Origin of the sequence: Geosporobacter subterraneus DSM 17957 (genome assembly GCF_900142145.1) — a bacterium.
GTDB lineage: Bacteria > Bacillota > Clostridia > Peptostreptococcales > Thermotaleaceae > Geosporobacter > Geosporobacter subterraneus.
Window position 1 is genome coordinate 28,963 of the sequence record NZ_FQZV01000026.1, and the last position, 21,657, is coordinate 50,619.

General features: G+C 38.6%; 21 protein-coding genes. All 21 read left to right on the forward strand.

Annotation, left to right across the window (positions count from 1 at the left end; genetic code table 11):
* Positions 1 to 3 precede the first annotated feature (3 nt).
* Complete coding sequence (locus tag BUB56_RS10555; RefSeq protein WP_110941287.1) at positions 4 to 510, forward strand: hypothetical protein; 507 nt, start codon at positions 4 to 6, stop codon at positions 508 to 510.
* A gap of 119 nt (positions 511 to 629) precedes the next feature.
* Entirely contained in the window at positions 630 to 908 is a 279-nt protein-coding gene (gene yqfC / locus BUB56_RS10560) for a sporulation protein YqfC (protein ID WP_110941288.1), read from the forward strand.
* 13 nt (positions 909 to 921) lie between these two features.
* On the forward strand, positions 922 to 2,103 hold the full coding sequence (yqfD, locus tag BUB56_RS10565; RefSeq protein WP_110941289.1) for a sporulation protein YqfD: 1,182 nt from the start codon (positions 922 to 924) through the stop codon (positions 2,101 to 2,103).
* A gap of 61 nt (positions 2,104 to 2,164) precedes the next feature.
* Complete coding sequence (locus BUB56_RS10570; RefSeq protein ID WP_110941314.1) at positions 2,165 to 3,154, forward strand: PhoH family protein; 990 nt, start codon at positions 2,165 to 2,167, stop codon at positions 3,152 to 3,154.
* A gap of 20 nt (positions 3,155 to 3,174) precedes the next feature.
* Entirely contained in the window at positions 3,175 to 5,271 is a 2,097-nt protein-coding gene (locus tag BUB56_RS10575; protein WP_110941290.1) for an HD family phosphohydrolase, read from the forward strand.
* 2 nt (positions 5,272 to 5,273) lie between these two features.
* On the forward strand, positions 5,274 to 5,729 hold the full coding sequence (gene ybeY, locus BUB56_RS10580; protein WP_110941291.1) for an rRNA maturation RNase YbeY: 456 nt from the start codon (positions 5,274 to 5,276) through the stop codon (positions 5,727 to 5,729).
* 13 nt (positions 5,730 to 5,742) lie between these two features.
* Entirely contained in the window at positions 5,743 to 6,441 is a 699-nt protein-coding gene (locus tag BUB56_RS10585; protein ID WP_110941292.1) for a diacylglycerol kinase, read from the forward strand.
* Between the two features lie 163 nt (positions 6,442 to 6,604).
* Positions 6,605 to 7,879, forward strand: a complete 1,275-nt coding sequence (locus BUB56_RS10590; RefSeq protein ID WP_110941293.1) for a hemolysin family protein — start codon at positions 6,605 to 6,607, stop codon at positions 7,877 to 7,879.
* Between the two features lie 28 nt (positions 7,880 to 7,907).
* Complete coding sequence (locus BUB56_RS10595) at positions 7,908 to 8,969, forward strand: DUF3048 domain-containing protein (RefSeq protein ID WP_110941294.1); 1,062 nt, start codon at positions 7,908 to 7,910, stop codon at positions 8,967 to 8,969.
* A 17-nt stretch (positions 8,970 to 8,986) separates the two neighbouring features.
* Positions 8,987 to 9,382 (forward strand): cytidine deaminase, encoded by a 396-nt coding sequence (locus tag BUB56_RS10600; RefSeq protein ID WP_110941295.1) that lies wholly within the window; start codon positions 8,987 to 8,989, stop codon positions 9,380 to 9,382.
* 126 nt (positions 9,383 to 9,508) lie between these two features.
* Positions 9,509 to 10,396: a GTPase Era gene (era, locus tag BUB56_RS10605; RefSeq protein ID WP_110941296.1), complete on the forward strand. Its 888-nt coding sequence runs from the start codon at positions 9,509 to 9,511 to the stop codon at positions 10,394 to 10,396.
* Between the two features lie 14 nt (positions 10,397 to 10,410).
* Positions 10,411 to 10,638, forward strand: coding sequence for a YqzL family protein (locus BUB56_RS20380; protein WP_110941297.1), 228 nt, complete (start codon positions 10,411 to 10,413; stop codon positions 10,636 to 10,638).
* Between the two features lie 4 nt (positions 10,639 to 10,642).
* Positions 10,643 to 11,386: a DNA repair protein RecO gene (recO, locus tag BUB56_RS10615; RefSeq protein ID WP_110941298.1), complete on the forward strand. Its 744-nt coding sequence runs from the start codon at positions 10,643 to 10,645 to the stop codon at positions 11,384 to 11,386.
* A gap of 16 nt (positions 11,387 to 11,402) precedes the next feature.
* Entirely contained in the window at positions 11,403 to 11,894 is a 492-nt protein-coding gene (locus BUB56_RS10620) for a DUF4342 domain-containing protein (RefSeq protein ID WP_110941299.1), read from the forward strand.
* A 331-nt stretch (positions 11,895 to 12,225) separates the two neighbouring features.
* The gene (locus BUB56_RS10625; RefSeq protein WP_110941300.1) at positions 12,226 to 13,614 is read left to right on the forward strand and encodes a glycine--tRNA ligase; all 1,389 of its coding nucleotides are present in this window, start codon (positions 12,226 to 12,228) and stop codon (positions 13,612 to 13,614) included.
* Positions 13,615 to 13,816: 202 nt separating this feature from the next.
* Positions 13,817 to 14,455 carry a helix-turn-helix transcriptional regulator gene (locus BUB56_RS10630; RefSeq protein ID WP_110941301.1) on the forward strand — a complete coding sequence of 213 codons (639 nt, stop codon included), beginning with the start codon at positions 13,817 to 13,819 and terminating at the stop codon, positions 14,453 to 14,455.
* Between the two features lie 22 nt (positions 14,456 to 14,477).
* Positions 14,478 to 15,296 (forward strand): pyruvate, water dikinase regulatory protein, encoded by an 819-nt coding sequence (locus tag BUB56_RS10635; protein ID WP_110941302.1) that lies wholly within the window; start codon positions 14,478 to 14,480, stop codon positions 15,294 to 15,296.
* Between the two features lie 20 nt (positions 15,297 to 15,316).
* Positions 15,317 to 17,941: a pyruvate, phosphate dikinase gene (ppdK, locus tag BUB56_RS10640; RefSeq protein ID WP_110941303.1), complete on the forward strand. Its 2,625-nt coding sequence runs from the start codon at positions 15,317 to 15,319 to the stop codon at positions 17,939 to 17,941.
* Positions 17,942 to 18,148: 207 nt separating this feature from the next.
* Positions 18,149 to 19,153, forward strand: coding sequence for a deoxyguanosinetriphosphate triphosphohydrolase (locus BUB56_RS10645; RefSeq protein WP_110941304.1), 1,005 nt, complete (start codon positions 18,149 to 18,151; stop codon positions 19,151 to 19,153).
* A 99-nt stretch (positions 19,154 to 19,252) separates the two neighbouring features.
* Positions 19,253 to 19,705, forward strand: a complete 453-nt coding sequence (locus tag BUB56_RS10650; protein WP_110941305.1) for a YaiI/YqxD family protein — start codon at positions 19,253 to 19,255, stop codon at positions 19,703 to 19,705.
* Positions 19,706 to 19,788: 83 nt separating this feature from the next.
* Positions 19,789 to 21,639 (forward strand): DNA primase, encoded by a 1,851-nt coding sequence (dnaG, locus tag BUB56_RS10655; protein ID WP_110941306.1) that lies wholly within the window; start codon positions 19,789 to 19,791, stop codon positions 21,637 to 21,639.
* Positions 21,640 to 21,657 lie beyond the last annotated feature (18 nt).

Consider the following 21,657-nt stretch of genomic DNA (forward strand, 5'->3'; position numbering starts at 1 on the left):
ATCGTGGAGTTCTTAGGGAATATCCTACCATTTATAATTTTTGTTCTCCTAGCCATAAACAAAACAAAAAAAACGGCTCAGAAAAATAAGCCGGCTGAGAAAGGTACCTTAGCACCGGAAACCTACCCGAGGCCTGTTGAGCAGAAGATGAGAAAACCAGCAATAGGTAAAGATTTTAAGAGTATTGGTGAAATGCTACGAAGAGAAATCAACACAGCTATTGATGAGATGATGGAAGGGAAAAAAATTTCTCGCCATAACAAAGGGCAGCTCCATAAGACTGAGAGGGAGTTGGAAAATGAAACTGCAGCGGAGCAATATATTGGAGCAGAGAAGGAAAAGTTCCGCAAGGTAATAGAAACTCCAGGAGCTCAGATAAAGGGGGAAATTGGAGATCATATCTATAAAGACGAAATAGGCAGTAAACATACACCTATCCGTAAGCAGGAATTAGTAAGAGGTATTATTTTATCAGAGGTATTGGGAAAGCCGAAAGTATTAAAAAGATAAATAGAAGGGACCGAAGGACATGAGCTTTCGGTCTCTTTGCTTTATTTAGCCTCTGAAAATCCTGTACTATGGAAAAAATCCCTTGCATAAACTGTATATAGATAAGGGGGGATTGTTTCATGCAAAGCAGGACTGCGGCAATCAAGGAAAGCATTTCAGAACTACTGGAACTTCCAAAGGATATTGTATTAGATCTTCCCAGAATTACACTGATTGGAAACTTACAGATATATATTGAAAACCACAAAGGGATTGTAGAATACTCTAAAACGAGAATTCGAATTAAAACGAAAAGTGGCATACTAAGAATTACAGGCAAGGAACTTATGATAAAAAACATTGCAGCGGAAGAAATCGTTGTTTGCGGCAGTTTTGAAAGTATAGAATTTATGATGTAAGGGGGAGAGTCTATTGTCATTTGGAAGGCTATGGAATTTCTTTAGAGGATATGTCGTAATCAGAATAGAAGGTCTTTCTCTAGAAAAATTTATAAACTATGCAATCGCCCGGGGCATTTATATTTGGGATATTGTGCGTCTTGACTATACTACACTAGAAGCCAAAACGGGATTAAGATCGTACAAAAATCTGCGTTCTGTCATCAAAAAGTCTGGCTGCAGGATAAGGATTTATGAGAAAATCGGATATCCTTTTTTTATGCACAAAATTAAGACCCGAAGAATGATGTTTCTAGGAGCTGTTCTTTCTCTGTTTTTAATTTTTGCAGCCAGCTCCTTTGTATGGGATATTGAAATTTTAGGTAGGGAGACCATATCAAGGAGAGAGATTGAGACTTATCTAGATAAAATGGGGCTCCGTGTAGGGGCATATAAACATCAGTTAGATCTTGAAAACATAGAAAACGGAATGATGGTACATATGGATAAACTGGCATGGGTTGGAATTGAGATGAAAGGAACAAAGGCGATCGTACAGATCGTAGAAAAAGTAAGTCCCCCGCCCATCATTGCCCTAAACATGCCTTGCAATATTGTGGCAAGAAAAAATGGTGTGATAGAAAAAGTGATCGCCAAAATCGGTGAAGGCAAGGCAAAAAAAGGAGATATTGTTAAAGAAGGGGACACACTGATATCCGGAATTATAGCAAAGGAAGGTCAGGAGATTAGATATGTGCATGCTCTAGGGGAAGTATATGCTAGAACTTATTATGAAGAAACAGATGAAATGGATACGGTGGTTACAAGAAAAATCAGAACAGGGAATGTTTTTAAAAGAAAAATCTTTCGCCTTTATACTAATGAACTAATACTAAGCAATAAGCCCATTCCTTTTGAAAACTACCTGTTGGATACAAGAAAGAAAAGCCTGCCAAGTTGGAGGAATATTCAATTGCCTGTCGAAATTATATTTGAGGAGTATTATGAGGTTTTTAATGAAGTTGAAGTAATCGATAAGGAAATCGTGAAACAGGCATTAAGGGAGAAAATTTTGGTAAAAATACTGAATAAAATTCCTGAGGATATCCCAATCCTAAATCAAATCCTGGAATACGAGGAACAAAATAGTAAAATCAAAGCTAAAATGATGATAGAGACTTTGGAAGAGATCGGAGTACAGCGGAAATTATGGTAGACAAATAATAAAAAGTAATAAATTTTCATGCTAAGGAGGATGCTGTTTGGAACAACAGACAATGGAAAGACGCATTAAAATGGATGAGATGGATTATACGAAAGAGCTGTTTGGCAGTTATGATGCCAATATAAAGATTATTGAGGATAGATTTCATGTAGATATTGTATCCAGGCAAGGAGAGATTGTCATCATAGGTGCTCCTTTAGCCGTAGAGACTGTTGAAAAGGTTATCAATAAGCTTATTAAGATGCTTCAGTCAGGCGAAACACTGGATCATCAAAAAATAAATTATGCGATTACATTATTTGAGGAGAAAAAGGAAGATCAAATAGAGCAGCTGTTAGAGGGTGTAATTTGCATCAGTGCAAAAGGAAAACAAATCAAGCCTAAAACTTTGGGACAAAAGAAATATACCCAGGCCATTAAGACAAATGATATTGTTTTTGGCATCGGTCCGGCTGGGACAGGTAAGACCTACCTAGCTATGGCAATGGCGGTAAACGCCTTCAAAAACAAGGACGTGAGCCGAATTATTCTAACAAGACCAGCGGTAGAAGCTGGGGAAAGCTTAGGCTTTCTGCCTGGAGATTTGCAGGAAAAGGTAGATCCATATTTAAGACCCCTCTACGATGCCCTCTACGATATTTTAGGAGGTGAAGCTTTCCTAAAGTATAGGGAAAGAGGTATGATTGAGGTAGCACCTCTGGCATATATGCGGGGAAGAACCTTGGATGACTCCTTTATCATATTAGATGAAGCACAAAATACAACGCGAGAGCAAATGAAAATGTTTTTGACAAGGCTGGGATTTGGGTCTAAGGCTATTGTTACCGGAGATATTACACAAATTGACTTGCCAAAAGGGAAGGAATCAGGCTTAAAACAGGCGGTGGAAGTGCTGACGGATGTGAAAGGGATTGAATTTGTATTTTTAAATGAAAGTGATGTAGTAAGACATGAGCTGGTGCAGAGAATTGTCAGGGCTTATGACAAATATGAAAAACGCAAGGAGAGCAAGCCTAGAGAAATCAAACATAGGACAAGGTAGTGAGTATAGGGGGAGATAAGATGTTTTTTCTAAAGCATATCAAAGAAAAAATGAAACAGAGCTTTTTGGTTCGTTTTCTCGGAAAAAAATGGATGAGTTATAGTCTATTAACAGGGATTTTCTTTTTAGTTGTTTTTTTAAGTACAATCTCCTCCCTCTCACCGGAAAAATATGAATTACAACCTGGCCAAAAAGCGCCTGCAGACCTTAGAGCTCCTAGAGATATTGAAGATAAGGCTGCTACTGAAAAACTAATGAAAAAGGCGATTGAATCAGTAGAGCCAAGAGAAAAAATTGATCCGACGATTCAAATCGATATTAAGAAAAAAGTAGAAAGATATTTTGTGCATTTGTATCAGGTAAGAGGACTTCCTGAGATCACTGAAGATGAAAAGCTTGCACTGTTGAAGGAAGATAATGTCCTTGAACTGGAAGATGAACAGCTGATTATCATGCTTAATGCCTCAGAGCAAGAGCTAAAGAGCATGGAAAGCTATATCTACGAAGTGATTACCCAGGTAATGTCAACGGGTATCAAGAGCGAAGAGATTGAAAAAGAGAGAATCAATATTACCAACTATTTTATGAGCATTAAGGAATTTAGAGAGCCTATTCGTCGGATAGGTATTTATATCGTCAATTCTTCTATTCAAGCTAACCGGTTTCTAGATATTGAAACGACGCAGCAAAAAATAGAGGAAGCGAAGAAAAATGTAGAAAAAGTAATTATTCGCAGAGACAGTATTATTGCAAGCAGCGGGGATATTATTACGGAGGACAAGTATGATCTGCTGAAAGAGGCTGGACTAACCAAAGAGGATGGTAAAAAGGATTTCCCTTTATATACAGGAATCGGACTTTTGGTTATGCTCAGCCAGGTTCTATTGATTTCCTATTTATTTGCCTTCCATAAAGATATTTTCCAAACACAGTCAAAGCTATATTTGATACTCATTATATTTCTATCGACCTATTTGATTGCTAAAACCATGTACATCATTTCAGCATATCTAGTGCCTATTGCAGCTTCTGCCATGCTATTGGGTATTTTGATTGATACGAGATTTGCGATCTTAGTAAATTTGGTGCTTACAGTTTTATTAGGGCTTATTACGGGAAACAATTGGGGGTTCCTGATCAGTGCCCTGCTTGCCGGGACCGTAGGTGCCTTCTCCGTTAGCCATACACATCAACGGTCCAATATCTTTTTTGCTGGTCTGATGGTAAGTCTTAGCAATATGATCGTAATTTTTAGTATTGGTCTCATCAATAATACGGAAATGTCTAAGTTATTGATGGAAAGCTTCTATGGAATTCTAAATGGTATTTTTTGTGCAATCCTTACGATCGGTACTCTTCCCTTGTGGGAATCAGTATTTCATATATTAACACCTCTAAAGCTTTTGGAGTTATCTAACCCGAATCAGCCGGCTTTAAAAAAGCTCCTGTTAGAAGCACCTGGCACCTACCACCACAGCATCATTGTAGGAAATCTCAGTGAGGCTGCGGCCGATGCCATTGGGGCCAATGGATTAATGACACGAGTCAGTGCTTATTATCATGATATCGGAAAGCTGAAACGGCCTTATTTTTTCAAGGAAAATCAATTAACCAGCGAAAATCCTCACGATAAGCTTACACCCAGTCTGAGCACATTGATTATTACAAGTCATGTTAAGGACGGGGTCGAAATTGCACGAAAATATAATTTACCGTCAGAGATCATTGAAATGATTGAGCAGCATCACGGCAGCACTCTTGTAAAGTATTTTTATCATAAGGCTGTGACCGATGAAGAACAAGAGAACGTGGAGGAAGAAAGCTTCCGCTATGATGGTGTAAAACCACAAACCAAGGAAGCAGCGATTCTTATGTTGGCTGACTCTGTTGAGGCGGCAGTAAGAAGTATGTCTGATGCAACAGGTGAAAAGATTAAAATATTGATTGATAAGATTATTAAAGATAAGCTGGATGATCATCAATTGGATGCATGTCCCCTCACACTGAGAGATTTAGATAAAATTGCCCAATCTTTTCAAACTGTATTAATGGGCATATTCCACGAAAGAATCGAGTATCCTGAAATCAATAGAAAAGAAGTGGAGGTTGCCAAGTAAATATGAATATTTATTTTGATCATCGGCAGGAGGAGATCGCATTATCAGAAGCATTGGAGGAATTTTTAGAGAAAATAGTTTCCTTTACGTTAGATCAGGAAGGCGTAAATCCTCAGGCGGAAATAAGTATATCCTTTGTTGACAATGAAGAGATTCATCGGCTCAACCGCATCTATAGGGGAGTAGATAAACCCACAGATGTTTTATCCTTTCCACAATACGAGGATTTTTCAGATTTGGAACAGCTAGTGTGTCTTGGGGATGTTGTGATTTCCATAGAAAAAGCCCGAGAGCAGGCGATTGAGTATGGTCATTCCTTTGAGCGGGAGATGGCATATTTAACAATACACAGCATATATCACTTATTGGGCTATGATCACGATACTGAAGAAAATACCAAAAAGATGAGAGGAAAGGAAGAAAAAGTTTTACAGGCTTTGGGTATAATAAGGGAGTAAGAGAGGAAATGGAATGAAAGTAAGAAAATTGTTAGATAGCTTCAATTTTGCAATAGATGGCATTCTGTATACGCTAAAAACTCAGAGAAACATGAGAATCCATTTCACTGCAGCAATCTTGGTACTCTTTTTAAGTCTTTTTTTCGATATCTCAAAATTAGAAATGCTGATATTGTTTTTCACGATTGCTCTCGTAATTATTGCAGAAATGATCAATACGTCCATTGAAGCAACCATAGATTTAATTACCAATCAATATCATGAGCTTGCCAAGATAGCTAAAAATGTGGCTGCTGGTGCAGTTTTTATCGCCGCACTGAATGCAATCATTGTGGCTTATGTTATTTTCTTTAATAAATTAGATCAAGTAACAGAGATTGTTTTGCATAAGGTTAGACATGTGCCTATGCATATAACCTTTATCAGCTTTATCATTGTTGGTTTAATCGTCATCAGCTTAAAGGCCTTTTTAGGGGGGGGAACTCCGTTTCGGGGCGGAATGCCAAGTGGTCATACAGCGATCGCTTTTTCCATATTGACTTCTGTCGCGTGGATTTCCGAGAATACATTCATTATTACACTATGCTTTATCATGGCCCTGCTGGTAGCAGAAAGCAGGTTTGAGACCAGGATTCACAGCTTGTTTCAAGTAATCATAGGTGCTCTTCTCGGCGTGTTTATCACCTTAATGATTTTTCAGATGATACAATAAAGGGGAGTAGTAAATGCTACTTCCTTTTTATGACACAAAAACTATGTACTTTCATTGTACAATTCTTCATTTTTGGTAAATATATAAGTTATAGTATAATTTTAAAATCATCTATAAAGCTCTCTGCTATCATTGTGCTAATATAGTACTAGGAGGAATTATTTTGTTTGCAAATGAGGATTGGTTAAGATTCCTGGCACTTTTGATCTTGCTGATGTTTTCTGCACTATTTTCAAGTGCTGAAACATCTTTAACCTCAATGAGTGTAATTAAAGTAAAGCAGCTGAAAAATCGGGGAGTACATCAGGCTGTCATTATTGAAAGGTTAATGGAAAAATCCCATAAGATATTGGCTACCATACTTATTGGTAATAATATCGTAAATATAGCAGCAACGGCGATTGCTACGGAGTTGACCTTTAAATATTTCTCAGGAAAGAATGTTACATTTTTAGTTACTGTAATGATGACCTTTATGATATTGATATTTGGGGAAATTACACCTAAAACTTTTTCTTCCTACTATCCGGAAGCTGTGGCTGTTAGACTTGGAAGACCTATTGAAATACTATCTTATATACTTTATCCTGTACTGCAGATTCTTAACGGGATTACCAGTGTAACGATTCGTTTATTGGGAGGCAATATAAATCAGAATAAGTCTCTGGTATCGGAGGATGAAATCAAAACTTTAGTAGATGTAGGTGAGGAAGCGGGAATTATTGAAAGCAAGGAAAAGGAAATGATCAACAGCATTTTCGCTATTGGGGATATCGAGGCTACAGAGGTGATGGTTCCGAGGATCGACATGGTATATTTAGAAGAGGATTCCAGCCTGGAAGAATCTCTCAATGTTGTTATTGATTTTGGTTATTCAAGAATTCCTGTGATTAAGGATACCATAGACAATGTGGTAGGAATTTTATATGCAAAAGACTTATTGGCTTATGCCAGGCAGCCGGGAAGTAATAAGGATTTTGATATTAAAAAAATTATTCGGGCTGCTTACTATGTACCAGAGAGTAAAAAAGTCAGTGACTTGTTAAGAGAGATGCAAAAAGAAAAGGTTCATATCGCCATTGTACTAGACGAATATGGGGGAACCTTAGGCTTAGTAACCATAGAAGATATATTAGAGGAGATTGTAGGAGAAATCTTGGATGAATATGATGATGAGTTGGATCTCATAGAACAAATGAATGAGAATTCTCTCATTGTAAGCTCGAAAGCTTCTATTGAGGAAATCAATGAAGTACTGGGGATATCTCTTCCGGAAGATGAATATGAATCCATTGGAGGATTTGTTTTTAATTTATTAGGTAGAGTACCCCTAAAAGATGATATAATTGAATTTGACGATGCAAAAATTAGGGTAATAAGTGTTCAGAATCGCAGAATCAAGCAGGTGGAAATCCAAAAAAAGCCATTGCAGGAGTAAACATTATTGATGAGAGGATGAGGGGGACATGAGGAAAAAATTCGGCGCAGTTATACTTTGGATGATGATTTGTGTACTTATTTTTACGACAGGATGTGGAAAAAACAAGCCTGCAGTATCAGAACCGGATGATGTGGTAGTCATTGAAACACCTGAAAGCCCAAGTGATGTTGTAGATACGAGAGAGAATTTAGAAGGAAAAGTACCTTCTCCGATTAGTGGAATCTATGTGGAGAAGGAAAGAATAGAGAGAAGGCCTTTTGCAGTAATGTTTGATAACATGGTTAAGGCCAGGCCTCAGGCTGGACTGGATCAGGCGGAGGTAGTCTATGAGTTTTTAGCCGAGGGTTTAATCACCCGCTATATGGGTATTTTCTTAATTAATGAGCCAGAGACTATCGGTTCTGTACGAAGTGCAAGACCCTATTTTATAGATCGTGCATTAGAGTATGATGCTCTCTATGTCCATGTGGGCGGCAGTGAACAGGCAAAAAGTGATATTAAGGCCCTAAAAATGGCAGATATCGATGCTCTGTCCAGAAACAGTACGATTTTCTGGAGAAAGAACCATAAGCAAGCACCCCATAATATGTACACCAGTTCCCAGGCGATTCGAAAGGCTGCCAGTGAAAGCAAGTACAATACGGAGGGTGTATTTGAAAGCTTAAAGTTTCATGCCAATGCTGCAAAACCAAATGGTATTGAAACCTTAAAAGTGAGTCTTCCTTACAGTAAAAACTATACAGCCTCTTTTACGTACAATCAAGAGGAAGAGATTTATTATCGGGAGATCAATGGAAAGCCCCATCAAGATGAAATTTCTAAGCAGCAACTGAAGGCTATGAATATTATCATACAAAAAGCGGCAACAAAGGTTATTGACAGTGAAGGGCGTTTAGAAATTGAAATGGTTGGAAAGGGTGAAGGCTACTATCTGACACAGGGAGAGATGGTAGAGATTGCCTGGGAGAAGAAGTCAAGAAAAGGTATAACACGGTTCTTTGAAAAAAATGGAAAAGAAATTCAGTTCAATCCTGGTATTACATGGATCCAAGTGGTGCCGAAAACCATGAATCCAATTTTTGAGTAGTTTAGGAGGCGGATGTTTTGAAGGATTTGGAATTAATACATCAAGCTAAGGAAGCAATGAAGCATGCTTATGTGCCTTATTCTCAGTTTCGGGTAGGGGCTGCGGTGCTGACGAAGGACGGGAAGGTTTATACGGGCTGTAATATAGAGTGTGCTTCCTTCGGAGGAACCAATTGTGCGGAGAGAACAGCACTTTTTAAGGCAATCTCTGAAGGGAATCGTTCCTTTGAAGCGATAGCTGTTGTGAGTGATAATGAGGGATATACCTTTCCCTGTGGTATTTGCAGACAGGTGATTGTAGAATTTGGCAAAGATACCAGGATCATTGTAAGTACTAAGGAAGGAAAAATAGAAACCTTTACTGCAGCAGAGCTGCTGCCCCACAGCTTTTCCAGTATAGATCTTGAAAAATAAAAACGAAGAATAGGGAACGGCCACTGTGCTGTTCTACAGTATATCAAGCTACATAGTATTTTACCAAAAAACATTGTATACTAAAGAGTATTTCAATACAGCTTAGATGAGAAAGAAGGGTTTGTGATGAAGTTCAAATCAGGATTTGTAACCATCGTAGGTAGACCCAATGTAGGAAAATCTACCTTGATGAATAGGATGGTGGGTGAAAAAATTGCCATTATGTCTGATAAACCCCAGACAACGAGAAATAAAATTCAATCGATCTACACACAGGAGAATTATCAAATTATTTTTTTAGATACGCCTGGAATCCATAAGCCCAAAAACAAACTTGGAGAGTATATGGTGAGGTCTGCGCAACAGACCTTAAATGAAGTAGATGTGGTACTATTTTTAATTGATGATACCGCCAATATGGGTGGAGGAGATCAGTTTATACTAGAATCACTTAAAGGAATAAAAACACCGATTATCCTTGTAATCAACAAGATCGATAAGATTCCGCCAGATGCTTACGAAAAAATGTATCATCTCTATAATGAGACAGGAATCTTCGAGGAGATCATCGGAATATCCGCATTAGAGGATATAAACATCCAGAAACTACTCAATAAAATTATTGCCTTTCTTCCGGAGGGGCCACAGTATTTCCCGGCAGACATGATTACAGATCAGCCGGAACGGGTGATTGTTTCTGAAATCATTCGGGAGAAACTGCTGCACTATCTGCAGGATGAAGTTCCCCATGGAGTAGCTGTACAAATCGACTCTATGAAAAAAAGGAAAGACAAGGATATCCTGGATATACAGGCAACCATCCTTTGTGAACGAAAATCTCATAAGGGGATTATCATCGGCAAGAATGGGAGAAAACTGAAGGGGATCGGTAAAAGTGCCCGGGAAGATATTGAAAGACTTATGGGAACGAAGATTTTTCTTGAGCTATGGGTTAAGATTAAGGAAGATTGGCGGGATCACGAGGCAACATTAAATCAACTGGGGTACAAATAGAAAAAAGTTAAGGTATGACAGATTTTTCATTGTATAGGAACCCCCAATCATTGAAAACCATAATATATGATACGATTTCATATGAAAGGGATGGTAGGGTGGTACAAAATACATTATGGAAGCTATTTGAAAGCACTGGCAGTATTCAAGCATATCTATATTATAAAAATATAGAACGTGCATTATCTACAAAGACAAAGGAAAATATAGAAGGTTCAAAGAAGCATGCATTCTTGAGGTGATGAAATGCTAATAAAGACCGACGCGGTGGTCTTGAAACAAAACAAATTTGGAGAAGGAGATCGGATTATAACCCTCTTTACAAAAAAACTTGGTAAGGTGCAGGCGGTTTCAAAGGCCTCTGGAAGACATAAAGGAAAATATGCCGTGGGAACTCAGTTGTTCTCCTATGGCGAATTTGTTTTGTTTAAGGGACGTGATCTATTTCAGATCACGCAGGTAGATTTAAGAGATTCCTTTTATTCAATTCGTGAAGAGGTTACGAAGCTGGCCTATGGAGCTTATTTATTGGAGCTGACCTTAGCTGCTATTGAAGAGGGACAAACGAACAATCGGTTATTTGAGCTTTTAGTTGATCTCCTGCAGCTTTTCTCCAAAAGCAAAAAAAATATGGAGACCCTGATTAAAGCCTATGAGATGAAACTATTATATTATTCTGGGTATAAGCCAGAACTGGAGCATTGTGTATATTGCGGTACATCAGAATTAGGCAATCCCCGATTCAGCTCATCGGAGGGGGGGATTCTATGCAAAAATTGCTTTCAACAGGATCCTTACGCAATGAAAATATCTCCGGTAACCATACGGGTAATGCAGTATCTCATTACCCAAGATTTAGGACAGATTGCTAAGCTAATGATCCGCACAGAGGTCATAGAGGAGCTAAACAAGATTACAAGACATTATATTGGGACCCATTTAGAAAAAAATGCTTTCAAAAGTTTAGAGTTTTTAAATCATATAAAATAAAAAGGGTGGTGTATTTATGGAGATTACTTTAGAAAAAATCGATCAGGTGAGAGAAAGAACTGGAGTAACCTATAAGGAAGCAAAGGAAGCACTAGAGGCAACAGCGGGAAATGTGGTAGATGCAATCGTGCATATTGAGGAAAGACAAAATATCCGGTGGACCGATAACTTAACGGGTGCCGGGAACGAGATTCTAGAGAAGCTGAAAGCTGTAGTAAAGAAGGGAAATGTAACAAAGATCTTATTAAAGCGTGATGGAGAGGTGATTATGAATATTCCGGTAACTGCCGGTGCGATAGGGGCTATTTTATCACCACCTATTGCTATGGTTGGCGTATTCACTGCCTTTGCTACCAAATGCAAAATAGAGATTGTCAAGGATACCGGAGAGGTATTAGATCTCAACGAAATTGCAGATGATACTTACAATACAGTACGCAGTAAGGTAGATGAATTTAAGACAAAGGTAAATCCAACAGAAAAAGAAGAAAAGAAAGATGAAGAATAATCTATGGGTTTAGACTAATAAATATGAAAAAGATTAAAAAAATAGCTAAGAATATCTTTACAGGCCTAGAGCAATATGATAGAATCGTAAAAAAGTATATGGCATGTGCTATGAGAGAGAAGAGTAGTCAATAACCATTATCCAAGAGAGTCGGTGGGGCTGAGATACCGATATAATGACTTGATGAAGGGAGCTCTGGAGCGAGGATATTAAAGTGGGTACCAGATACCAATTAGGGTGGAACCGCGGAAGTTTAGCCTTTCGTCCCTTGTATTTACAAGGGATGAAGGGCTTTTTATTTTTTATTCAAATTTGTGAAGGAGGATTAAATATGGCAACGGAAAAAACAATGGATAAGATTGTTGCCCTGGCAAAATCCAGAGGATTTGTATTTCCAGGCTCAGAGGTATATGGAGGGTTGGCAAACACTTGGGATTATGGCCCACTTGGTGTAGAGTTAAAAAATAATGTGAAACGTGCATGGTGGAAAAAATTTATTCAAGAATCACCCTATAATGTGGGGTTAGATGCAGCTATTTTAATGAATCCGCAGGCATGGGTAGCTTCAGGCCACGTAGGGGGCTTTAATGATCCTTTATTGGATTGTAAAGCCTGCAAAGCTAGGTTCAGGGCAGATAAGCTGATAGAGGATTATTTGAAAAATGCTGGGGAAGAAGTAACCGTAGACGGTTGGTCCAATGATAAAATGCAGGATTATATTGAAGAGAAGAAAATTGCCTGTCCTGAGTGCGGGGCTGTCAACTACACGAAAATTAGACAGTTTAATTTGATGTTTAAGACTTATCAAGGGGTAACTGAGGATTCAAAGGCAGAAATCTACCTTCGTCCTGAAACGGCACAAGGGATTTTTGTAAACTTTAAAAATGTATTGCGTACATCTAGAAAGAAGGTTCCCTTCGGCATTGGACAAATTGGTAAATCCTTTAGAAATGAAATCACACCAGGCAATTTTACTTTCAGAACCCGTGAATTTGAACAAATGGAGCTTGAGTTTTTCTGCAAACCGGGAGAGGATATCGAATGGTTTAACTACTGGAAGTCCTTCTGTAATCAATGGCTGTTAGATCTAAATATGAACCCAGAGAATATTCGACTAAGAGATCATGAAAAAGAAGAATTATCCCATTACAGTAACGCAACCACAGACATTGAGTATAAGTTTCCTTTTGGATGGGGAGAGCTTTGGGGTATTGCCGATAGAACAGACTTTGACTTAAAGCAGCACAGCGAACACTCTGGTGTTGACTTTACTTATCAGGATCCTGTTACCAACGAGAAATATATTCCCTACTGTATAGAGCCTTCCTTAGGTGCAGACCGGGTTACTTTGGCATTCCTAATCGATGCATATGAGGAAGAACAATTGGAAGATGGCAGTGATCGTATTGTATTAAAATTCCATCCGGCTCTTGCTCCTTTTAAGGCAGCTGTATTTCCATTAACAAAAAAACTTAGTGAAGGAGCAAGTGCTCTGTATCAACAATTAGCGAAAAAATTTATGGTGGATTATGATGAAGCAGGCAGCATTGGTAAGCGATATAGAAGACACGATGAAATAGGAACACCTCTTTGTATTACATTTGACTTTGATTCTTTAGAAGATCATGCCGTAACTGTCCGGGATCGGGATACAATGACCCAGCAAAGAGTTAAGATTGAAGATTTAGAGAAGTTTATTGAAGCAAAAATCCAGCTTTAGAATTGGATGGTGCTTTTCATAAGGCACATTTCATATTATAAAAATAGGCACAAAGGTAGACAATAGTGATGAATGATTTTTAATTTCATCTCTATTGTCTCTTTTTTTAAAAAAAGTATAGCAAAAGAACCGAAGCTTTGCTACAATATAATATAGCACAATATAAAATAGTATAACACATATAATCTATCTTCGAAGAGAGGTGATTATTTTGGAGCTTTCAGAAAGACAACAAAGAATCGTAGAGATCGTAAAGGAAAATGAACCCATCACCAGTGAGCAAATTGCAGCGCTGTTAAAGGTTACACGAGCGACTCTGCGTCCGGATCTGGCTATTTTGACGATGTCAGGAATATTAGATGCAAGACCAAAGGTAGGGTACCTCTATTCAGGAAATAACGGGGTTAATATTATTTCTGAGCAGATTCGAAAAACCCGTGTTAGTGATATTAAATCAATCCCTGTGATTGTAGACGAGCAGACCAGCCTTTATGATGGAATCGTTGCATTATTCCTGGAGGACGTAGGCTCAATTTATGTGGTGTCTAAAGGATATCTAACCGGAGTAGTATCTAGAAAAGATTTTTTAAAAAGTATTATGGGTGGAATGGAGATCCATAAGGTTCCTGTAGGGTTGATAATGACCCGGATGCCAAATATTGTTTTAACTTATCCCCATGAAACAGCCTTAGAGGCAGCTATAAAAATTATCGAACATGAGGTAGACAGTCTGCCTGTAGTAGAGAAGGAAATTATCGGAGGAAAAGAACTATTTAAAGTGGTTGGTAAGATATCTAAAACCAACATTGCCAGATTATTTGTGGAACTAGGAAGACAATAATGCAGATGGAGGGATAGAGTATATGAATCGCAGATTGGTCGTTTATGTAATCTCCGACTCAATAGGTGAAACAGCGGAACAGGTGGTTAAGGCTGCTGTGAGTCAGTTTGAATGTAATGATTACGATATTCGAAGGTTTCCTTACATATCAGAAGCAGAACAAATTCGGGAGGTATTTAGCGAGGCAGTAAATGAAAATTGTGTTATTGTGTTTACCATGGTTGTACCTGCCCTTCGCAGTCTAATGATCGAAATGGCAGCATCGAACAATATTCCTGCTATTGATATTATGACGCCTATCATTGACTCGATTCAAACCATCATCAAGAGTGAACCTAAGAATGAGCCGGGGTTGATACGAAAGCTGGATGAGAAGTATTTTAGAAAGGTTGAAGCTATCGAGTTTGCAGTAAAATATGACGATGGAAAAGACCCTAGAGGCTTAAAAAAGGCAGATATCATTTTAATCGGTGTTTCAAGAACCTCTAAGACACCTTTAAGCATGTATCTTGCCCATAAAAATATAAAGGTTGCCAATGTACCTCTTGTACCGGAGGTACCCGTTCCAGAAGAGCTGTTCGAGATACCGTCTAAGAAAATCATTGGACTGACTACAAATCCAATCAAGCTTAACGAGATTCGCCAAGAAAGATTAAAGGCTTTGGGATTGAGTAATGAAGCAAGCTATGCTAACATGGACAGAATTCTTGAGGAACTGGAATATGCGGATGGGCTGATGAAAAGATTAAGATGTCCAGTCATTGATGTTTCTACAAAAGCAGTAGAAGAGAGCGCGAATATTATACTGGAAATTATGAAACAAAATAACCATCTGAAATAATGGGTGAGAGGAGTGGAATCATGAATAAAAAATATGTATATTTTTTTGATGAGGGAAGCAAGGAAATGAAATCCCTTCTTGGCGGAAAGGGTGCCAATCTTGCAGAAATGGTTAAGATCGGACTGCCTGTTCCCCCAGGGTTTACAGTGACCACGGAAGCATGTAACCGTTATTATGAGGATCAAAAGCAAATTAACTCTCTTATTATCGAAGAAATCTTTCAAGCCCTTGAAGAACTGGAAAACAGGACGGATAAGAGATTTGGCAATGTGCAAAATCCGCTGCTGGTATCTGTCCGTTCAGGTTCTGTATTCTCTATGCCTGGTATGATGGATACGATTCTAAACTTAGGCTTAAATGATGAAACAGTCGTTGGAATGGCTTTGGCAACAGGCAATGAGCGTTTTGCATTTGACAGCTATAGACGGTTTATCCAGATGTTTGGAGACGTGGTGCTCAATATACCAAAATTTAAATTTGAGCATATCCTAGACCGTGAGAAGGAAGAAAATAATATCACTTTAGATACCGATTTAACTGCAAATCAATTAAAAAATATTATTAAAGCCTATAAGCAGTTGGTACAAAAGGAGACGAGAAAGGAATTTCCACAGGAACCAAGAGAGCAGCTTCTTATGGCAGTAACTGCTGTATTTGATTCATGGAATAATCCGAGAGCTGTAGTATACCGGGATCTTCATGATATACCGGGGCACCTAGGTACTGCAGTGAATATACAATCCATGGTGTTTGGAAACATGGGGGATACATCCGGTACTGGAGTTGCATTTACACGGAATCCGTCCACGGGTGAAAAGAAGATTTTCGGGGAGTTCCTGATGAATGCTCAAGGAGAAGATGTTGTGGCAGGAATTAGAACACCTCAATCCATAGAGCAGCTGCGAGGGTATATGCCGGAGGTTTATAAACAATTTGTTAACCTTGCTAATTTACTGGAGAATCATTATAAGGATATGCAGGATATCGAGTTCACCATTGAAAATGGAAAGCTGTTTCTGCTTCAAACAAGAAATGGAAAAAGAACAGCCGCTGCAGCAATTAATGTCGCAGTAGATATGGTAGAGGAAGGAATTATTGACAAAGAAACTGCACTCATGCGTGTAGAGCCTATGCAGCTGGATCAACTGCTGCACCCAACCTTTGAGGAAAAGGCCTTAAAAGAAGCTGAGAAAATTGCCCAGGGCCTGCCTGCATCTCCCGGCGCTGCTACGGGAAGAATCTATTTTAGTGCTCAAGATGTAGTGGCCGCTGTTAACGAAGGAGAAAAGGCAATTCTGGTGCGATTGGAAACCTCTCCGGAGGATATAGAAGGAATGGTGGCTGCAGAAGGAATTCTAACTGCCAGAGGAGGTATGACTTCCCATGCAGCGGTTGTAGCTAGAGGAATGGGCAAATGCTGTGTAGCAGGCTGCGGCGAAATACGAATCGATGAAGCTAACAAGACATTTAAGACGAAGGACCAGCTGTTTAAAGAAGGGGACTACATTTCATTAGATGGCAATACGGGGATTGTATATGCAGGCAGTATCCCAACAATGGAGCCTGAGCTCTCAGGAAAGTTTAGCATTTTGATGAAATGGGCCGATGATACTCGTTCGCTAAAAATTCGAACCAATGCAGATACCCCTAGAGATGCTGCTATAGCTGTAAAGTTTGGGGCAGAGGGAATTGGTCTGTGCAGAACAGAGCATATGTTCTTTGAAGAGAACAGGATTCCAGCGGTACGGCAAATGATTATCTCGAAAACTAAAGAGGAGAGAATGACTGCATTAAACAAGCTGTTGCCTTTCCAGAAAGAGGATTTCGCAGGTATTTTTGAAGAAATGGGTGAAAGACCGGTTACCATTCGTTTGTTAGATCCGCCATTGCACGAATTCTTACCTCATCATGAAGAGGATATCAAGGCCTTGGCTGCTCAGCTGGGCATGGAGTATGCCCAATTGCAGGAGACAGTAGAAGAACTTAAAGAATTCAATCCGATGCTGGGTCATCGTGGATGCCGACTGGCCATCACATATCCTGAGATCTATGAAATGCAGGTCAGAGCCATTATTATGGCGGCTTTAGAAGTGAAAAAAGAAAAAGGATTGGATGTTAAGCCGGAAATCATGGTGCCATTGATTGCTCATGAAAAAGAATTAGCAATCGTCAAAAAGTTGATTGTAGATACGGCGAAGGATATCATGGAGCAGTATCAGGAAAGCATTGATTATCTCATCGGAACGATGATAGAAGTACCGAGGGCAGCTTTAACTGCAGATGCGATTGCAGAGCAGGCAGAATTCTTCTCCTTCGGAACCAATGATTTAACACAGATGACCTATGCGTTTTCCAGGGATGATGCAGGCAAATTCATTGGAGAATATCGAAAAAAAGAAATTTTTGAAAAGGACCCATTCCAGAGATTGGATCAAATTGGTGTCGGCAGGCTGATGGAAATTGCCATAGAGCTGGGTAGAAGGTCAAGGCCGGATATTAAGTTGGGTATTTGCGGAGAGCATGGTGGCGATCCCGATTCCATAGAATTCTGCCACCGTATCGGATTACAGTATGTATCCTGTTCCCCCTATCGTGTGCCTATTGCACGACTGGCTGCTGCAAGAGCAGCAATTAAAAACAGATAATTCTAAGGGTATGGTAAAAAGCCATACCCTATTTTATCGAAAAAATGTTCGCCCTATAAGAAGGAATAAAGGCATTATTGTGGTATATATAATAAGATAACAAATATAAGTGAAAATACTTTTGACGAAGCAAAGAACAAACTCCTATCAATAGATGCTGTTTAAATTGAATACTGTCAAAGATCTATTATATGTGAGGGAAAACATATGCTGTTTCGTGAAATCACTGAAAAATATGAGAAAGAGAGATTTTCACCTTATGCCACATTATCAGAAAACACCAGGGGAAGAATGTTTCATGAGCCTCCTTGTGAAGTAAGAACTGAGTTTCAAAGAGACCGGGATCGGATACTCCATGCAAAAGCCTTTCGCCGCCTTAAGCATAAGACCCAGGTATTTTTGTCTCCTGAGGGAGATCACTATCGCACGAGGCTGACCCATACCTTAGAAGTTGCTCAGATATCCAGGACTGTAGCAAGAGCATTGCAGCTAAACGAGGATTTGACAGAGGCCATTGCATTAGGACATGACCTGGGCCATACTCCCTTTGGACACAGCGGAGAAAGAGTACTCAACGAAGTGCATCCAACGGGATTTCATCACAATGTACAGAGCCTGAGGGTAGTAGATCATCTGGAAAAGGGAAAAAGAGGCTATGGGTTGAATCTAACCTTTGAGGTAAGGAATGGGATTTTACACCATACAGGGTCGGAGAGTCCTGCTACATTAGAAGCACAAATTGTGAAGATCAGCGATAGAATCGCCTATATTAATCATGATATTGATGATGCGATTCGTGCAGGTGTTTTAAAATATGAGGATCTGCCAAAGGATTGTTTGGAAAATCTGGGATTTACCCACAGTGATCGAATCAATGCCATGATTATGGATGTGATTTACCAAAGTCAACATCAAACAATGATCACGCAAAGCCAGGAGAAATTGTTTTATATTGACAAGCTTAGATCCTTTATGTTTGATAATGTATATCTAAATAAAAAAGCAAAAAGAGAAGAAGAAAAGGCCCAGCATATTATCCAAGAATTGTATCATTATTTTCTAAGAAAATATGATAAGCTTCCTGATGAAATGAGACAAAGAATCCAGGAGTTTGGAGTTCAAGAAACAGTAAAGGACTATATTGCTGGAATGACAGACAGATATGCGATACAAAAATATTTGGATATTTTTGTGCCAACTGTTTGGAAATAGAGTTAAGAAAATTCTGCACTTATTTTTTTGAGTTTTTTAGAAGGATTCATCGTGATATATGTCGAATAATGAGAATCGCTAAAGATTAAGGATGATATTATGTTCATTTATGTCGATGGGGATGCTTGCCCCGTAAAAAGAGAAATCGTTGAAATTTCATCAAAGTACCAATTAAAGGTAATCATCGTATTAAGTATTTGTCATCTAACAAAATCCGACGGCTTTTCAGAGTATGTTGTGGTGGATCACAGGAATCAATCGGCAGATATGGAGATCATTAACAGAGTCAAAGGCGGAGATATCGTCATTACCGACGACTATGGCTTAGCGTCAATTGTACTGATGAAGAGGGCCCTATGTATGTCCAGCCGAGGGATGCAATATACTGCGGATAATATGGATTTACTATTATATAAAAGACACATGAATCAAAAAATCATGAGGGCCGGAGGAAAGGTGAAAGGACCTTCAAAACGTTCTAGCAGCGAGAATCGCTTGTTCGTGATGAACTTCGAAAATATGCTGAAAAAGTCACTATATAATTCTCAATGATAGCTGGGCTTTTATTTGCCGCTAAGAAGGAAATTTGCTAAAAGTGGAGAAACATTACTAAAAGGATTATATGGGTGATAGCTATGGGTATCAATATACATGAAGGATTAATTGAAGAAGTTAGAAATAGAAGCGACATCGTAGAAACTGTATCGAAATATGTAGCGTTAAAGAAAGCTGGCAGTAATTATAAAGGGTTATGCCCTTTTCATCATGAGAAAACCCCCTCATTCATTGTATCTGAGGAGAAACAGTTATATCATTGTTTTGGCTGTGGACAGGGCGGAGATGTCATAAATTTCGTCATGAAAATGGAAAATCTTGATTTTATCGATGCGGTGACTGCATTAGGTGAAAAGGCAGGCATTCGCATTGAAGAGACTTCCTCAAAGGAAGAAAAAAAAGAATTTGAGAATAGAAATCTTATTTTCGAGATCAATCGGGAGGCTGCACTTTACTTTTATAATAATCTTATTGGAAAAGATAATCCCGGGCTAAGATATCTTAAAGAAAGAAAGGTTGAGCTGAATACCATTAAGAAATTTGGCTTGGGCTATGCTGAGAATCGATGGGAGGCTTTAAACAGTCATCTTTTAAAAAAAGGATATAGGCAGGAACAAATCCTTTCAGCTGGATTGGTATTAAAAAGAAGTCAAAAAGACGGCTGTTATGACCGCTTCCGCAATCGAATCATATTTCCTATTATTAATACTACCGGAAAGGTAATCGGTTTTGGAGGAAGGGCACTGGAGGATGAACAACAGCCTAAGTATCTTAACTCTCCAGAAACATCTGTATTTAGTAAAGGAAAAAATCTCTATGGACTAAATATTGCCAAAAAGCTTCTGGGAAAAGAGAAGCGGGTAATTGTAGTTGAAGGGTATATGGATGTTATTTCCTTAAGTCAGCGTGGTATTGTTAATGCTGTAGCTTCTTTAGGAACCGCATTGACAAAAGAACAGGCGACACTTTTGAAGCGTTACGCCGATGAAGTATATGTTGCCTACGATGGAGATAGTGCAGGACAGACAGCTACTCTGAGAGGTTTAGAGGTATTGGGTGAAGTAGGATGTGATGTGAGGGTTGTTACATTCACCCAGGGTAAGGATCCTGACGAGATTATAACGAAAAAAGGGAAAAAAACTTTCTTGGATGAATTGGAAAGGGCACTCTCACTGATCGACTATAAAATTTCGTTAGTAAAAAAAGAGCATGATTTAACTACTATAGAGGGCAGAATTAAATTCACCAAAGCAATCTCAGCAGTCTTAAAGCAATTGAAAAGTCCTGTGGAGGTTGATGCCTATGTCAAGAAAATTTCAGTAGAGGTGCAAATATCAGAGGAAGCTATAAAAACGGAAATATATGGCAATAATAGGTATAATCAGCCAGCAAAAATGCATAAACCTATAGTAAGTGGAGAAAAGCATAGAAGTAGGTTTGAAAGGCATACTAATAAATATAATATTGAATCTTTACAACCTACGGAAAAGTTAGGTTATTTAGAAGCGGAAAGAGGCATTTTAAAATTGATGCTTGCCGATAAGCAGCACTTTGATCATGTTAAAACCATGTTAAAGACCTATCATTTTACTGATCCAGTTCATGAAAAGATCGCAGAGATGATTCATAAGGCTTATGAAAGCATGAATAGGATTGATATAGATCTAATTATGAATCAACTGGACATTGACGAAATTGCAATACTTCATAATATAAAAAAGGTAGTCATATCAGAGGACAATACCCAAAAGGCGCTGATTGATTTTGTCAATCAAATTGCAAAATTTGATCTTATGAAAAGGAAAAAAGATATTGAAACAGAATTAAAAGTAATGGAGAAGAAAGAAAATAAATCTCAAATGGAGATAGCGAGGATAAGGGAATTATGCATACAACTGGAAAAGATATTGAAGGAGCTCAAACACTTATAGAAAAGCAAGAAGGGAGGG